The sequence below is a fragment of the Micromonospora sp. NPDC003944 genome (assembly GCF_053605225.1).
The window spans coordinates 76,374-90,586 of record NZ_JBSGIV010000024.1 but is presented as its reverse complement, the minus strand read 5'-3'; the positions used below and the strand labels follow the sequence as shown (position 1 = coordinate 90,586).

The 14,213-nt window shown below is 71.2% G+C and carries 15 protein-coding genes and 2 pseudogenes; 14 read left to right on the top strand and 3 right to left on the bottom strand.

The features are described 5' to 3' along the window. The first annotated feature begins 90 nt into the window (after nucleotides 1-90). The gene (locus ACWER9_RS14715) at nucleotides 91-1,254 is read left to right on the top strand and encodes a carbohydrate ABC transporter permease (protein WP_452302321.1); all 1,164 of its coding nucleotides are present in this window, start codon (nucleotides 91-93) and stop codon (nucleotides 1,252-1,254) included. A 236-nt stretch (nucleotides 1,255-1,490) separates the two neighbouring features. On the opposite strand, the gene ACWER9_RS14710 is transcribed toward ACWER9_RS14715, so the two are convergent. After that, nucleotides 1,491-2,651 carry a low temperature requirement protein A gene (locus ACWER9_RS14710; protein WP_452302320.1) on the bottom strand — a complete coding sequence of 387 codons (1,161 nt, stop codon included), beginning with the start codon at nucleotides 2,649-2,651 and terminating at the stop codon, nucleotides 1,491-1,493. Nucleotides 2,652-2,862: 211 nt separating this feature from the next. On the opposite strand from ACWER9_RS14710, the gene ACWER9_RS14705 reads away from it, so the two are divergent. Further along, entirely contained in the window at nucleotides 2,863-3,327 is a 465-nt protein-coding gene (locus ACWER9_RS14705) for a hypothetical protein (protein ID WP_452302319.1), read from the top strand. On the opposite strand, the pseudogene ACWER9_RS14700 reads toward ACWER9_RS14705, so the two are convergent. Further along, a pseudogene (locus ACWER9_RS14700) lies at nucleotides 3,268-3,891 on the bottom strand (hypothetical protein); the annotation flags it as partial. The gene ACWER9_RS14705 and the pseudogene ACWER9_RS14700 sit on opposite strands and share 60 nt — an antisense overlap. Nucleotides 3,892-4,103: 212 nt before the next feature. On the opposite strand from ACWER9_RS14700, the gene ACWER9_RS14695 reads away from it, so the two are divergent. Continuing rightward, on the top strand, nucleotides 4,104-4,733 hold the full coding sequence (locus ACWER9_RS14695; RefSeq protein ID WP_452302318.1) for a phosphatase PAP2 family protein: 630 nt from the start codon (nucleotides 4,104-4,106) through the stop codon (nucleotides 4,731-4,733). A gap of 167 nt (nucleotides 4,734-4,900) precedes the next feature. Here ACWER9_RS14695 and ACWER9_RS14690 read toward each other — a convergent pair whose 3' ends face one another. Beyond that, nucleotides 4,901-5,608: a prepilin peptidase gene (locus tag ACWER9_RS14690; RefSeq protein WP_452302317.1), complete on the bottom strand. Its 708-nt coding sequence runs from the start codon at nucleotides 5,606-5,608 to the stop codon at nucleotides 4,901-4,903. A gap of 784 nt (nucleotides 5,609-6,392) precedes the next feature. Here ACWER9_RS14690 and ACWER9_RS14685 point away from each other — a divergent pair. From ACWER9_RS14685 to ACWER9_RS14635, 11 genes and pseudogenes are all read left to right on the top strand, one after another. After that, the gene (locus ACWER9_RS14685; protein ID WP_452302330.1) at nucleotides 6,393-6,929 is read left to right on the top strand and encodes a hypothetical protein; all 537 of its coding nucleotides are present in this window, start codon (nucleotides 6,393-6,395) and stop codon (nucleotides 6,927-6,929) included. Beyond that, nucleotides 6,923-7,858: a hypothetical protein gene (locus tag ACWER9_RS14680; protein WP_452302316.1), complete on the top strand. Its 936-nt coding sequence runs from the start codon at nucleotides 6,923-6,925 to the stop codon at nucleotides 7,856-7,858. Before ACWER9_RS14685 ends, ACWER9_RS14680 begins: the two co-directional genes overlap by 7 nt. Then, the gene (locus ACWER9_RS14675) at nucleotides 7,855-8,514 is read left to right on the top strand and encodes an SAF domain-containing protein (RefSeq protein ID WP_452302315.1); all 660 of its coding nucleotides are present in this window, start codon (nucleotides 7,855-7,857) and stop codon (nucleotides 8,512-8,514) included. Before ACWER9_RS14680 ends, ACWER9_RS14675 begins: the two co-directional genes overlap by 4 nt. 2 nt (nucleotides 8,515-8,516) lie before the next feature. Next, nucleotides 8,517-9,317, top strand: coding sequence for a ParA family protein (locus ACWER9_RS14670; RefSeq protein WP_452302314.1), 801 nt, complete (start codon nucleotides 8,517-8,519; stop codon nucleotides 9,315-9,317). After that, on the top strand, nucleotides 9,307-10,842 hold the full coding sequence (locus ACWER9_RS14665) for a CpaF family protein (RefSeq protein WP_452302313.1): 1,536 nt from the start codon (nucleotides 9,307-9,309) through the stop codon (nucleotides 10,840-10,842). Before ACWER9_RS14670 ends, ACWER9_RS14665 begins: the two co-directional genes overlap by 11 nt. Beyond that, nucleotides 10,803-11,749: pseudogene (locus ACWER9_RS14660) on the top strand (type II secretion system F family protein). The gene ACWER9_RS14665 and the pseudogene ACWER9_RS14660 overlap by 40 nt, the downstream one beginning before the upstream one ends. Continuing rightward, a complete protein-coding gene (locus ACWER9_RS14655) occupies nucleotides 11,746-12,618 on the top strand; it encodes a type II secretion system F family protein (RefSeq protein ID WP_452302312.1) in 873 nt (290 codons plus the stop codon). Before ACWER9_RS14660 ends, ACWER9_RS14655 begins: the two are co-directional and overlap by 4 nt. A gap of 25 nt (nucleotides 12,619-12,643) precedes the next feature. Beyond that, the gene (locus ACWER9_RS14650; protein WP_452302311.1) at nucleotides 12,644-12,847 is read left to right on the top strand and encodes a hypothetical protein; all 204 of its coding nucleotides are present in this window, start codon (nucleotides 12,644-12,646) and stop codon (nucleotides 12,845-12,847) included. Nucleotides 12,848-12,852: 5 nt separating this feature from the next. Beyond that, entirely contained in the window at nucleotides 12,853-13,296 is a 444-nt protein-coding gene (locus ACWER9_RS14645) for a TadE family protein (protein ID WP_452302310.1), read from the top strand. Beyond that, complete coding sequence (locus tag ACWER9_RS14640; protein WP_452302309.1) at nucleotides 13,293-13,763, top strand: TadE/TadG family type IV pilus assembly protein; 471 nt, start codon at nucleotides 13,293-13,295, stop codon at nucleotides 13,761-13,763. The genes ACWER9_RS14645 and ACWER9_RS14640 overlap by 4 nt, the downstream gene beginning before the upstream one ends. A gap of 71 nt (nucleotides 13,764-13,834) precedes the next feature. Continuing rightward, nucleotides 13,835-14,206, top strand: a complete 372-nt coding sequence (locus ACWER9_RS14635; protein ID WP_452302329.1) for a pilus assembly protein TadG-related protein — start codon at nucleotides 13,835-13,837, stop codon at nucleotides 14,204-14,206. Nucleotides 14,207-14,213: the final 7 nt, after the last annotated feature.

Sequence of the window (14,213 nt, the reverse complement as noted above, 5' to 3'; positions counted from 1 at the left end):
GCCGAGATCACCCGCAGCCTCAAACGCTACATAGCCCGCCAAATCTGGCGCATCCTCGAAGCCACCGCTTGACAGCAACCTTCACAGATCTTGCAGTTGCAGTACGGCGCGGGCGCGGCGGTCACGCTCGTCATGCTGCCGATCATCGGCGGGCTGGTGTTCATCCTGGTCCGGTTGTTGCGCCAGGACAGCAACATCAAACTCCCCCGGCGTCGCCGAGCCGCGCGACGGATCGGCACACAGCCGTGGGTCGGAACGGCCCGGAAATCCCTGCCGTGGGTCGTCACCGCGCTGGTCACCGGCCTGCTGCTCTGGGCATCGCCGGAGATCTTCTGGAAGGCGGCGGTGGTCCTCGGGGTGATCCTGCTGATCGCGGCGGCGGTCGGTCGGGTGGTCTCGGCCCTCCAGTCCCGGGGTGGTCGCCGGTCGTCGTCGGTGGTGTCCGGCGTGGGGTCCTGGGTCGCGCTGGCCGGGTTGCTCTTCTTCGTGCTGGGCCCGCTGTACTGGATCGCCGTCACGGCCTTCAAGTCCGAGGGACAGGTCGTCATGCGCACCGACGACCTGTGGCCGACGCCGTGGACGATGGAGCAGTTCAGTGCGCTCTTCGCCAACCAGCCGTTCGGCCGCTGGTACCTCAACACCCTGCTGGTGTCCGCGGCGTCCACCGCGGTGGCACTCGTCTGCGCCGCGCTTGCGGGTTACGCGCTGGCCCGGCTGCGGTTCCGCGGGGCACAGAGCTTCACCGTCACGGTGCTGCTCACCTACGTGATGCCGGGGGCGCTGCTCTTCATCCCGCTGTACCAGATGCTCATCGGCGCCCGGCTCACCGACTCGCTGTGGTCGCTGGTGCTGACGTACCCGACCTTCACGCTGCCGTTCGCCACCTGGCTGCTGGTGGGGTACTTCTCGTCGATCCCCATCGAGCTGGAGGAGGCCGCCCTCGTCGACGGTTGCAGCCGCGTCCAGGCGTTCGGCCGGGTGGTGCTGCCCCTGGCCAAGCCGGGGCTGCTGGCAGTCGCGCTCTTCACCCTGACCAATGCCTGGAACGAGTTCCTCTTCGCCTTCGTGTTCATCACGAAGGACGAGTACAAGACGCTCCCGGTGGGGATGCAGTCGATGATCGCCGGGGACGTCGTTCCGCAGGGACAACTCGCCGCGGCGTCGCTGCTCGTCAGCATCCCGGTGGTGATCATGTACGCCCTCGGGCAGCGCTTCCTGACCGAAGGGCTCACCGCCGGCGCGGTGAAGGGGTGAGCCGTCGGGCCGCTGGTGCCGATCGCGCACCGGCGGCCCGGCAACGGACCGTCCCCACGACGGCTCCGGCAAGCGTGGGGTCAACCAGTGACTCGTTCCGCTTCCACCGTCACGGCCCGAGCTGCTTCTCGAACCAGTGGTGGGCGTAGCGCTCGGTGTTGTACGCCTCGATCTCAGCGCCGCACGGTGGCGACGAGAGCTGGGTCCATATGCCTGACTTTAGTCAGGCTTCTTGGCTACGCGCCAGCGCGGTGCCGGTAGGAGCCGATGCCTGCGTGGTCCAGGACGACCACCACGAGCGCCACTCCGGTGGCGACCGCGCTGACCGCCAACAGCGGCAGCCGCAGCGCGGCCGGCGACGCGGCAAGCACGAGCAGGGCAGCGACCCGGGGCCAGGAGAGTCGCCGGTGGATCGCCGCCGAGAAGAGGATCCGCCCGAGCAGGAACAGCATCGGGCCGCCCAGGATGACCAGGACCGCAGTCATGTCACCGGTCCGCGTCGGGTGGGCGATGCTCAGTTCCGCGCCGACGGCGGTGACCACCAGCCCGGCGACCATCACCAGGTGCAGGTACCCGGTGATGACGCCGAGCCGGGCCGGGTCGGCGTGCTCGATGGCCGGGCCGAGGCGCTGCCCGGCGGGCGTGACGTAGAGCAGGCCGATCAGTACGGCGGTGGCGAAGACCAGCAGGAACGCGACCGTCTGCGGGAGGTGCAGATCGGTGCCGGCGTACGAGAGGCCGGCGACCAGGACCAGTTCGCCGAGCGCGATGATCATGATCTGCTGGTACCGCTCGGCGAAGTGCTCGCCGGCCAGGTGCAGTTCCTCCCGCCTGGTCCGGCCCATCGCCGGCGTGGGCCACCCGAGTCGCGGGCCGGTCAGGTCGAGGGCCAGGGCGAGCAGCCAGAGCGGCACACGCCACTGCGGCAGAAACCCACCGGCGACCCACGGTACGGCGGAGACGCTGAACCAGCAGAGGATGCGCAGCGTCCGGCGCTGCCGCGGATGGCCGCGCAGCCCGACGGTGGTGACCACACCCCGGGCGATGTGCACCGACACGTACGCCCCGGCGAAGAGCAGGCCGCGCCCGTCCAGCGCCTGCGGGATCGCCACCCCGGCCAGCAGGCTGCCCAGCGCGGACCACACCAGCAGCCAGCGCACCGCAGGGCTCTCCGGGTCGTACCAGTCGGCGAACCAGGTGGTGGTGACCCAGATCCACCAGACGCCGGCCAACAGCACGGCCGTACGCAGCGCGCCGGTCAGCGTGAGGTCGTGCAGCAGGTGGGCTGCCAACTGACTCAGGGCGAGCACGAACGCCAGGTCGAAGAAGAGCTCCAGGAACGACGCGCTCAGCGGCGAGTTGCTCCCCCGCAGCAACCGTTCGGGTCTGCTCGCCATCGGCGCTCCTCCCGCTGGCGCACGCCCTGACACCGTCGTACCACCCGAGCCAGACCATGGGAGGCGAAAGCGATCTCTTCGCCGGCGGGAGTGGTTTCGATGTCTGGCAGCTGCGGCGACGACCCGCAGGCCCCTCGTGTCGTTGATCCGGCTGCGCCCATGGTCACCGCTGACCACGGTGGGGGCACCGACTCAACGAGGAGGGACGCCGATGACCGCTCAGCGTGAGACCGTGCAGGTCGACCACGACCTGTTCCGCGCCGTGTACGACTCGCCCGCATCACTGCCCGGCCGACACCGCTGGACCACCCCCGAGTCGGACGTCCGGCGGCTGGAGAAACTGCTCGGCATGCCGGCGCGAAGCGTCGGCGCCCCGCTCTGGGTCAGCGGCGACGAGCCCGACTGCCCGAAGTGCCGCCGACGGATCACCTGGTACGACATCGTCTCGTCGGCCCTTTCCGGTCTGCACGACAAGGCCATGATCGCCACGGTCATCCTCGGCGAACGCAAGTACGTCAACACCGAGATCCCGGATGCCATCGCCGGGGTCCGCTGCTCCGACTGTCACACCGCGATCGACGGTCTGCGAAGCTTCAAGTGCCACAACTGGGCGTACGCCTTCGAGGCGCTGGAGGCCGTCCGCGAGCGGATGGCCGGCGGTCCGGTCCCGACCTGAGCGACCGCCGCGCCGAGCCGGGGCGGCCCAGCTCGGGGTGGCCACCTTCTCGTTGGCCAGCAGATCCGAGCACACCCGCAGCTCGACGGCGGTGTCCAGCGGCTCCACCTCGTACCTGACGGCGGCCACCGGGCGACGCGGCAGCGACACCAGCCGGCTGCTGCTGATGCGTACGCCCCGCCCGGCCGGTGACACCCACTCGGTCTCCCGGCGCAGCACGCCGGTGCGCAGGTCGAGCACCCGTTCGTGGCTGCGCAGCGTCCCGGTCCGGAGATCGAGCGGCTCGTCGTCGACCCAGAGCCGGATCAGCGCGGCGTTCGGGGCGCTGATGACGGTGTCGCTTGTCGGCGGAAACCCGTACCCCTCCTCGGGGTAGTTCAGCTCACGCCGCTCGTGGAAGCCGCTGACATACGTGCCCGGCATCCCACACGGGGCACCCTCGTCGAGCACCCCGCGCCAGCCGATCCACCCGTTGCCCAACGCGAAGATCGACTCGGTCTCGCCGAGCCGGTCCAGGTCGTCCGCCGTGCGCCGGATCCGCCAGGTCTCGTCGTCGGTTGGCACGGCGGTGGACTGCGGTAGATCGGTGGCCGGACCGGTCTGCACGAAGCCTCCTGTGGATGCCGACGTCCCGGAACAGCCAACCAGAGCCGGCTGTGTGATTCCTGGACGAAGGTCGTGAAGACCACCCGACCTTCGACAGCAGCGGTGCCCTCTGCCGCGTTCCTAGGGTGTCCGCAAGGTGAACGGGGTATGAACGTGTGGTGAGGTGATGCATGCTCGACAACGGCAGCATGGACGTTCCGGAGATCAGCGCCGAGTGGTACAGCGACGTCGTCGACGCCGCCGCCGCCAGCCCAGAGCCGGTGCAGTGGTTCGTCGGCCACGCCACCGAGGGGGTGATCCTGCTACTCGGCGCGCTGCTGCTGATGGCCGCGCTGAGCCGCCGGTCCGGCGGCCCGCACGACCGGGCACTCGCCCTGATCGCGCCGGTGCCAGCCCTCCTGGCGTACGTGGGCAGCGAATTCTTCAAGACCATGGTGGACGAGGAGCGCCCCTGCCGAACCATCGCCCGGGAGATCATCGCGGGCGCCTGCCCAGCCTCGGGCGACTGGTCGTTCCCCAGCAACCACGCCACCGTTGCCGGCGCGCTTGCGGTCACCACGCTGCTGCTGTCCCGACGACTCGGCCTGGTCGCGCTGCCCCTGGCCGCGCTCGGCGCCTTCTCCCGGGTCTTCGTGGGCGTGCACTACCCGCACGACGTGGTCGCGGGCGTGCTCTTCGGTGCCCTTGTCGCCGTGGTGGCCACCCCGTTGCTGGCCCGACCGGCAGCCGAGATGCTTCGCCGTCGGGCCAACCGCCCCGACAGCCCGGCCCCCAAACTGGCCAGCCGCTCCCGCCCCTGACCAGCAACCCGCCGCAATCGCCCGCCGCACCGACCCTGCCGCCGCTCTTATCGACAAGATCGTGCTCGATCCTGGTTCTAGTGGCCTCAATCGCGACCGAGGCCACCGGATCCTGGATCGAGCACGATCTTGCCTCGGGAGGCGGGAGGCGGGCAGGGCGCGGGGTGTCAGGTTGTCAGGAGGAGGGCAGCCACTGGTCCGAGCAGCAGGAACGGACCGAACGGCAGGTGGGTGCTCCAGGTGGCGCGGCGGGCGGCCAGCAGGCCCAGACTCACCAGGGCGGAGAGCCCGAAGGTGAGCACCAGCCCGAACAGCAGCACCGGCCAGCCGTACCAGCCGAGCAGCGCCCCGACACTGAGCGCCAACTTCGCGTCGCCAAGCCCGAAGCCGCGGCGGCCGAGCAGCACCGCGGTGCTGGCGAAGAAGAGCGCCAGCCCGCTGCCGCCGATGACGGCCCGCAGCCAGTTTCCCGGGTCGGCGTCGAGCGCGGCGACGCCGAGCAGCAGCCAGGTCCCGGCGGCTGCGGGCAGGGTGAGCCGATCCGGCAGTCGGTGCACGGCCAGGTCGACGAAGATCGCCGGAATCGTCCACCCGAGCCACCAGATCAGCGCCGGCAGCGTCCCGCCCGACGGGCCGGCGAACGCCACCAGCACCGCCGCCGTGAGCACGGCCAGCTCGACGGTGCCTCGCGGTGGGCCGACCCGGGCCCGGCAGTGACCGCACCGGGCTGCCGGGCCCAGCGCCGGCCAGGGCCGGGTCAGGCTGACCGGCGCGCCGCAGGCATCGCAGCCGGTCCGGCTGGGCAGGCCCTGGGGTACGGCGTGGCGCAGCACGACAAGTCGTACGAGCGGGCTGATCGCGAGGATCGCGAACACGGTCGAGACCCGGGTTCGCGCCGCCGCCGGTCGTCCGCGCCGCCGGGAGGGCGTTGCCCGGCGGCTGGTCTCCGCGCTCGGGCGGCCGGACGGCGGGGGGTCCGGCCAACGATCGGGTGGGTCTTCCCGACCGGGTACGGCCGCCGGGGGGCCGGTCAGCGCCATGTCGCCTCCATTGCGGCCGGGTGCCCTCCGGAGAGGGTGAACACGCATCGTGATCGCACGCTCGCTGCGGTGTAGCGGATGGCGCAGAAAGCGACCTGCCGGCGCGGCCCGACGGGGGCGCCTTCGACCGTCTCCGGGTCGGGCGGTCGGCGGGACGGGTCGGCCCGCAGAAGAGGTGCCGAGGCCGATCGAATGCCGGGATGAGACCGCGATGTCCCACTCCCGCGACCGATGACGCGACGTCGGTGAGCCGATCCGACCCAGCAGGACTCCGTCAATAACGACCTTTTGCTCGACCATTTCCCGGGGTGCAGTGCGGACACCCGCTACCACCACCTGTCATCACGCAGAGTGTTCGCTTGAATTGCCTCTGTTGCATCGGCGGGCGTCAGCCTATGCTCGCCCCTTGGGTGTGATGCAAGCCTCACCTTGACCACCGGACGACACAGGACCTGCATTTGTTAAAGATCCGTAACGGTGAATGCAGAAGCGCAATGAACGGTTCCGGATGTGCTGATCCGGGCGCGCTTCCGCATGCCCGGCGGCGGTGACCCCTCACCGCTCCGGGCGACCACGAGGAGGCTCGACGGTGCGCGGACGGCAGCTCAGACGAGCGGCAATCTGCCTGCTGGTGGTCGTGGCGGCCACGCCGGTCACCGCCTGCGCCGGCGGACGGGAAGCGGTCGAACGGCCGACGGCAGCCCGCTCCGACGAGCAGCGAACCGATCCCGACGTCGAGCGGCGAGCTGCCGAAAAGGCGGCACTCGACGCGTACTCCGGTTATCTCGCGGCCTCGCGCACGGCGGGCCTGCGCGGCGATCCGCGTTCGCCGGAACTGCCCCGGTTCCTCGGTGATCCACTTCTCACGCGGGTCCGGGTGTCCATTCGCGAGGCCAAGGAGCACGGCGCCATGCGTACCGGAACGTTCAAGTCCGACCCGACCGTGACCTCCGTCAGCCTGGACGCGAAGCCGGCCACTGTGGAGATCCAGGACTGCCTGGACACGACCGGCTACCGGCTTGTCTACGCCAAGGACAAGCGCTCGGTTCCTGGCAGCGGTGGCGGCAGACACCTCTCCACCGCCACCGCGACCCGATATCCGAACGGCCGCTGGCTGATCAACTACGGTACGACGCACCGGGACCAGCCGTGTTGAGTCGGGCCGCGACAACCCGACGCGCGCTCGCCGGGGTCGGCCTCGCGCTCCTGCTGGTGACGGGCGCGACCATGCCGGCTGCCGCCGCTCGACGGGCCGACCCTGGCGCGGGCTGCCCACCGGACCAACCCGACTGCAGCGTCTGGGACGACGAGCCCGGCAACCCGGGCGATCCCGGTGGAGGCGGGGACGACGGTGGGGGCGGGGACGACGGGGGCGGCGGCGGGGGCGGTGTCTGCCAGTGGAACGGGCGGACGATCCCTTGCTATGACGACGACCTGGGCTGGTTCAACAGCGGCGACGGGTGCTACTACAAGTTGACCGAGGGGCCGGTCGAGCCCGCCGAGGGTTATCAGTGGTATCTGCAGACCTGCAATGGCGGCGACCTGGGCGCTCAGGACATGGTGCAGTTGGCCGATCCGCCGGCCGGCTTCGGCGCACCGCCGAACCCGGAGGAGCTTGCCCGTCGCGCTCTGGCGTCGATAAGTCTCCTGCCGGCCCGGCTGAAGGTGGCACCCCGTAAGAACATCGGCCCCGGCCTGGTCGGCCTGCCCGTCTGGATGTGGGCGACCCCGGGGAGGAACTACTTCGGCCCGTTGCACGCCGACGAGTCCGACCGGGGGTTGACCGTCTACATCGAAGCGAAGGTGGACCGGATCACCTGGGACATGGGCAACGGCGAGAAGGTCACCTGCGACGACGCCGGGACCGAATACACGTCAGACGGCCAGCGGGCGGGAAGCACCTCTCCGGACTGCGGTTACGACGAGGGCTACTCGAAGGCTGGCACCTACCGGGTCACCGCCACCACGCACTGGACGGTGAGCTGGTGGACCAACAGTGACGCCACGAGACGGGTGATCCCGCAGACCCGTAACAGCGGAACCGTTCCGATCCAAGTCAACGAACTCCAGGTGGTCACCAGATGAGCCTCGCGACGCGCAACGGAACTCCGTCGCTTGACGCGCCCGTCAACCCGCCGACTGTGGTTCGACAGCGCCGGGTCCGTCCCGGGTTGCTCGGCCTCGCCGTCCTCCTGATCGCCCTGGGCGGGCTGGGCGCGGCGTTCGCGGTCACCTCGGTACGGGCCACCGGCAGCTATCTGGCGGTGGCCCGCCCGGTCGAGGTGGGCCGGGAGATCAGCCCGGCGGATCTGGTCACCGTGCAGGTCGCCGGTGGTCAGGGGTTGCGCCCGGTGCCGGCCGCACGGCTCGACGAGGTGGTCGGCAAGCGGGCCGCGGTCGCGCTGCTACCGGGCACGCTTCTCACCCTGGCGCAGGTCACCGACGACCCGCTGCTCGGCCCTGGCCAGCAGCAGATCGCGCTGGGCCTGAAGACCGCCCAGGTGCCGGCCCGCACACTGCACCCCGGCGACAAGGTCCTGCTGGTCAGCACTCCGGACAACGATGCCGACGGAGACGCGGCCGCCGCCGGCACCCGGTTCGCGGCCACCGTCATCGACATGGTCAGCCCGGCCAACGACGACAAGGTCCTCTACCTGGCGCTGCTCACCCGTGACGTGCCGGCGGTGGTGGCGCTCGCCGCACAGGAACGGCTCGCCGTCGTGCTGACCGAGGCGGCCTGAGCATGGCGATCATCGCGCTGGTGTCCGCGAAGGGTTCGCCAGGCGTCACGACCTCGGCGCTGGCCTGCACGCTGGCCTGGCACCGGCGGCTGGTGGTCGCCGAGTGCGACCCGGCCGGCGGCTCGATCCTCGCCGGATACCTCGGCGGTCAACTGGACGGCCCGCGCGGCATCGGGGAGCTGGCCGTCGGGGAGTTGCGCGACGGCAACCTGGAGACCGCGTTCTGGTCCCAGTTGGTCGACCTGGACGCCCCCCGCCGGGAACGGCTGCTCCTGCCCGGCCTCACCGACCCGGCCCAGGGCGGCAGTGTCACCCCGCTCTGGCAGCGCTTCGCCGACTACTTCGACGCCCTCGACCGCGGCACCCCCGGCTACGACGTCCTGGTCGACTGCGGCCGGCTGCACGTGACCGGGCCGCCGTGGCCGCTGCTGCGGGCCGCCTCGGTGGTGCTGCTGGTGACCCGGGCGCACCTGCCGGACCTCTCCGGCACCCGCGCGGTGGTCGCCGCGATCGAACGGGACTTCGCCGAGCACCGGGTGCCACCGGGCACCCTGCGGCTGCTGCTGGTCGGCGACGGGCACGGGCGGGCCGAGATCAGCCGCGCGCTGAAACTGCCGGTCATCGCACGGTTGCCGCACGACCCGCGTACCGCCGGGGTGCTCGCACTGGGCGGGACCGTGCGGGCGGGTCGGCCGCTGATGCGCGCGGCGGCCGCGCTCGAGGTTCCGATCGGGGCGCTCCTGGAGCGGCGACGGGCCCGGTTGGCGTGGCCCGTGCAGCAGGGGGTGCCCGATGCGGTTTGAGCCGGTCTCCGCTGATCCGCGCCAACAGCCGCCGGGCGTGACCTCCACCGCGCCACCTCTTCCCGTGCCGAACGGCCGGCACCAGCAGCCCGGCCCGCAGCCGGCGTCGGCGGCCACCCCGCTGCCGGAGCCGCCGCCCCGGCCCCGGATGGACTTCCAGGTGGTCAGGGAGTTGCGCCGGGAACTCACCGAACGGCTCACCCTCTGGCAGCGCGGCCGGGAGTTCACCGTCGACGAGGAGGACACCGAGCGGGCCCGACTCGCCGTCACCGTGGTCGCCGCGTACGCCGACTCGGTGCGCCGGGCCGGCACGCCGATGGCCGCCGGCGAGGAACGTCTGCTGCTCGACCAGGTGACCGCCGAACTGGTCGGGCTCGGCCGGCTACAGACCCTGCTCGTCGACGACACCATCGAGGAGGTGCACATCCTCGGCTGCGACCAGATTCGCATCACCCGACACGGCGGCGGGGTGGACTGGGCCGAGCCGATCGCCGACAGCGACGCCGAACTGGTGGAGATCCTGCAGGCGGCGGCCCGCCGCGCGGGCGCGACCGAACGGTCCCTCTCCACCGTGAAGCCCACCCTCGACCTGCAACTGCCCGACGGCAGCCGGCTGGCCGCGGTGTTCCTGGTCAGCCACCGCCCGTACGCGGTGATCCGCAAGCACAACACCCTGGACGTGAGCCTCGACGACCTCGCGGGCGCCCGAGGTGACCTGGACGAGATGATCGACCCGCTGCTGCGCGACTTCCTCCGCGCGGCGATGCGCGCCGGCCTGAACATCATGGTCGCCGGGCTGGCGGGCGCCGGGAAGACGACAGTCATCCGGGCACTGATGAACGAGATCCCGCCCGACGAGCCGTACGTGCTGATGGAGGAGAGTCGGGAACTGCTCCCGGCCCGCCGCCGGGAGCGCCACCGGGCGGTGATGAGCTTCGAGGCCCGGGAGGGCCACGGCGAACGCGGCTTCGACGGGCGCCCCGCCGGTGAGGTGACGATCGCCGACCTGATTCCGCTGTCCCTACGGATGGGCGTCCTGCGGATCATCGTGGGCGAGGTGCGGTCCCGGGAGATCGTGCCGATGCTCCAGGCGATGACCACCAGCCGGGGGTCGATGTGCACCATCCACGCCCGTACCGCCGCGGGGGTCGGTGAACGCATCGTCGAGCTGGCCCTGGCCCACGGCCGCGAGATGACCGTCGACCAGGCCCGCCGGATGGCCGGCAACGCGCTCGACCTGATCGTCTACGTCACCATCGAGGACGAGACGGCCATCGGCGGGCGGAAACACCGGTTCGTCTCGCATGTGGAGGAGGTGATCGGGGCCGGCGAAGCCGGTCGGATCACCACCACCACGGTCTTCGGGCCCGGCCCGGACGGCCGTGCGGTGCCCCGGCACCTACCGGAGCGGGTCCGCGACCAGTTGCTGCGGGTGGGGTACGACGCGCGACTGCTGACGCGGTGGGTCGAGGCCGGCGCCGGTGCCTGGCGACGTCCCCGGCAGACCCGACTGGCCCGGCGGTGACCTGATGCTCGGCAGTCTGGAACTGATCGCGGTGATCTCCGGGGCCGCCTGTGTGGCCGGGCTACTGCTGGCCGTGGTCGCGCTCGTCGGCACCCGCCGACCTCAGGGATCGCCCCCGGGCGGGGGGCCAGGGCTGGGCCGGCTGTGGCGCGGGCCCGGGAGCACTCCGGCCGAGCAGCGTAGCTACCAGGCACTGCTTGTCGCCGCGCTTGTCGCCGGGGCGTTGGCGTTCCTGTTGACCGGACTGCCGGTGGTGGGCCTGCTGGTGGCGGTGGCGGTGCCCGGCGCCCCGTGGCTGTTCGGGGTGGGCAAGGCCGAACAGCGGGCGATCGCCCGGATCGAGGCGGTCGGCGAGTGGACCCGCCGACTCAAGGACGTCTCCGGCACCGGGCAGGGCCTCCAACAGTCGATCATCGGAACGATCGGCAGCGTGCCACCTGGCATCGAGGACGAGGTACGGCTGCTCGCCGCCCGTCTACAGGCCGGCTGGATGGCTCGCTCCGCGCTGCTGGCGTTCGCCGACGAGATCGCCGACCCGGTCTGCGACCAGGTGGTCGCCGCGCTGATCCTGCACCTCTCGGACCGGGGTGAACGGCTTGGTGACGTGCTCGGCTCCATCGCGGCCGCGGCGTCCTCGGAGGTGGCCACCCGTCGGGAGATCGAGGCCAAACGCACCCAGCCCCGGTTCGCGGTCCGCTTCCTCACCGGCATGACCCTGGCGACCCTGGCGTACGGGCTGATCAACACCGAGTACATCAAGCCGTACGGCACGCCCCTCGGTCAGGTGATCATGGCTGTTCTCGGTGCCGCCTTCATCGGCCTGCTGGCCTGGGTGCGGTCGATGAGTCAGCCGCAACGGCCGGCTCGGTTCCTGCCAGCGCCCGACCCGTCCGAGGTGGTCGCGTGAGTGTCAACTGGCAGTTGGTCGTGGCGGTCTGTGGTGGTGCCGGCATCGGGTTCGGCGTGTTCCTGGTAATCCGGGAGTTGGTGCCGGCGACTCCGGCGCTCGGTCCGGCGCTGCGCCGGCTGCACCAGCCACCGGGCACCGGGCACCTCGCCGCGCCCTCGTCCCGCCGACTCGACTGGTTGACCGGGATGTCCCGCTGGTTGCGCCCGCCGCAGCAGCAGTTGGCCCTGATCGGTCAGACCTCCGAGCAGTACACGCTCTCGGTGCTGCTCTCGACGCTGATCGGGCTGGCTACGCCGACCCTGCTCGGGGTGGCGCTGTGGGCGCTCGGTATCCCGTTCCCGTTCGTCGTACCGGTGCTCGGCAGTCTCGGGCTGGCGCTGCTTGCCGGCCTGCTGGCGCACCAGGCCGTACTGGTCAAGGCCAAAGCTGCCCGCGACGAGTTCCGCCAGGCGGTCTGCACCTACCTGGATCTGGTGGCGTTGCAGCTCTCGGCCGCGCACGGCCCGGTGCAGTCGCTGGAACGGGCGGCCGCGGTCTGCGACGGCTGGGTGTTCGACCGGCTCCAGGAGTCGCTGCGGATCGCCCAGATGCAGATGCACTCGCCCTGGGACGAGCTGCGCCACCTCGCCGACAAGATCGGCATTCCCGAGCTGGGTGACGTCGGCGCGATCATGCGCTCCTCGGGCAGCGAGGGAGCACAGGTGCACGAAACCCTACGCAGCCGGGCCGACTCGCTACGCGACCAGATCCGTACCGACAACCTCACTCGCGCCGAAGCGGTGACAAGCAAGCTCGACATCCCGGGCGCGCTGCTCGTCTTCGTGCTGCTCGGGTTCGTCCTCTATCCGTTCGTCGCCCGCCTCTGATCCCATCCCCTGAAGGAGAAACGCCATGTCCATCATCAGCTACCTGCACGTCGTGCTGACGACGCGCCTGGCCGAGTTGCGCCGCGACGGTGAGCGTGGCGACAGCCCGGTGCCCACCGCGGTGATCATCGCCGGTCTGGTCGCCGTCGCCATGGCTGTCACCGCATTGGCCCTGACCAAGGCCAACAACTGGATGACCGGCATCCCGAACCACACCGACCCGAAGTAGCTGGCGTGCGTCGAGCCGCGTACCCGAGGTGGAGCCGAGCGGTGACCGCCGCCCGGCGCCGCCTCGCGGCCGGCGAACGCGAGCGGGGCGCCAACCCGGTGGAGTTGGCCGTGATGATGCCGCTGATCCTTGTGCTGCTCTTCGCCTCGATCCAGGTCGCGGCCGTCTTCCTCGCCCGCTCCACCGCGTTGAACGCCGCGCAGAGCGGCGTCAACGCCCAGCGGACGTACGAGGCGGGCGACGGCGCCGGCGTGGACAGCGCCTCCCACTTCCTGAAGGCGGCCGGCGGCTGGTTGGTGGGCTGGAACAAGGCCGGCCCGACCTGCGTGACCACCGCGACCGAGGTGACCTGCACGGTGAGCGGCCGATCCCTGTCCGTGGTCCCGGGCGTGGACTTCGCCGTACGACAGACCGCGCACGGAACGGTGGAGAGGGTGACCCCGCCATGACCCGTACCGCCGAGCGGGGCTCGGTCTCCATCGAGGTGGCGGTGCTCGCGCCCGCGTTCATCGCGCTGATGGTGCTGGCCGGTGTGGTCGGGCGCACCGCGGTCGCCGCGGAGGCGCTCGACGCGGCCGCCCACGACGCCGCCCGCGCCGCCTCGATCTCCCGGAACTCCGACACCGCTGAGACGGCAGCGCTGGAGGCCGCCCGGAAGCAGCTGGACTGGCACGGCCTGGCCTGCGCCAACAACCTGGACCCGACGTTCACCAGCTCGGTCGCCGGCCGTCATTCTCCCGGCCTCGACGATGCCTTCACCAGCACCGTCGGTACGGACGCCTCGGTGACGGTGACGATCACCTGCCGGGTGTCCTTCCGGGACATCACCCTCGGCATCCTGCCTGGCATGCAGAGTGAGAGGCGGATCACCGCTGAGTTCACCTCACCGCTCGACCGCTACCGGAGTCGGCAGTGACGGCCTCGTCGACCACCGGGTCCTCGCGGGCAGGTGAGCACGGCCGGGTGAGCATCTTCCTCGCGGTGACGATGGTCGGCGTACTCGCCATCATCGGCCTCTCCTTCGACGGCGCCGGGCAGCTCCGCACCCTGCAACGCGCGCAGAACCTGGCCGCCGAGGCGGCGCGGGCCGGCGGGCAGGCCATCGACCGGGCCACCGCCATCGAGGGCGGACCGAAGCGGATCGACAAGCCGCAGGCACGCGTCGCGGTGGCCCGCTACCTGGCTGTCGTGGACACCTCCGGGCACACCGTGAGCTTCCCCGAGGTCGACGGGGAAACCCTGATCCGGGTGACCGTCAGCATCACCTACCACCGCTCGATGCTCGGCCCGTTCGTCCAGGACAAGACGGTCACCGTCACCGGTGAGGCGACCGCGCGTGCCATCACCGCAGCCCCGTAGGAAGGAA

What these genes read in the sequence shown, in the direction of transcription:
- ACWER9_RS14710 (WP_452302320.1), bottom strand. Translation starts at nt 2,651, where the DNA reads ATGGCGAGCAGACCCGAACGGTTGCTGCGGGGGAGCAACTCGCCGCTG.
- ACWER9_RS14705 (WP_452302319.1), top strand. Translation starts at nt 2,863, where the DNA reads ATGACCGCTCAGCGTGAGACCGTGCAGGTCGACCACGACCTGTTCCGC.
- ACWER9_RS14695 (WP_452302318.1), top strand. Translation starts at nt 4,104, where the DNA reads ATGCTCGACAACGGCAGCATGGACGTTCCGGAGATCAGCGCCGAGTGG.
- ACWER9_RS14675 (WP_452302315.1), top strand. Translation starts at nt 7,855, where the DNA reads ATGAGCCTCGCGACGCGCAACGGAACTCCGTCGCTTGACGCGCCCGTC.
- ACWER9_RS14670 (WP_452302314.1), top strand. Translation starts at nt 8,517, where the DNA reads ATGGCGATCATCGCGCTGGTGTCCGCGAAGGGTTCGCCAGGCGTCACG.
- ACWER9_RS14665 (WP_452302313.1), top strand. Translation starts at nt 9,307, where the DNA reads ATGCGGTTTGAGCCGGTCTCCGCTGATCCGCGCCAACAGCCGCCGGGC.
- ACWER9_RS14650 (WP_452302311.1), top strand. Translation starts at nt 12,644, where the DNA reads ATGTCCATCATCAGCTACCTGCACGTCGTGCTGACGACGCGCCTGGCC.
- ACWER9_RS14640 (WP_452302309.1), top strand. Translation starts at nt 13,293, where the DNA reads ATGACCCGTACCGCCGAGCGGGGCTCGGTCTCCATCGAGGTGGCGGTG.
- ACWER9_RS14635 (WP_452302329.1), top strand. Translation starts at nt 13,835, where the DNA reads ATGGTCGGCGTACTCGCCATCATCGGCCTCTCCTTCGACGGCGCCGGG.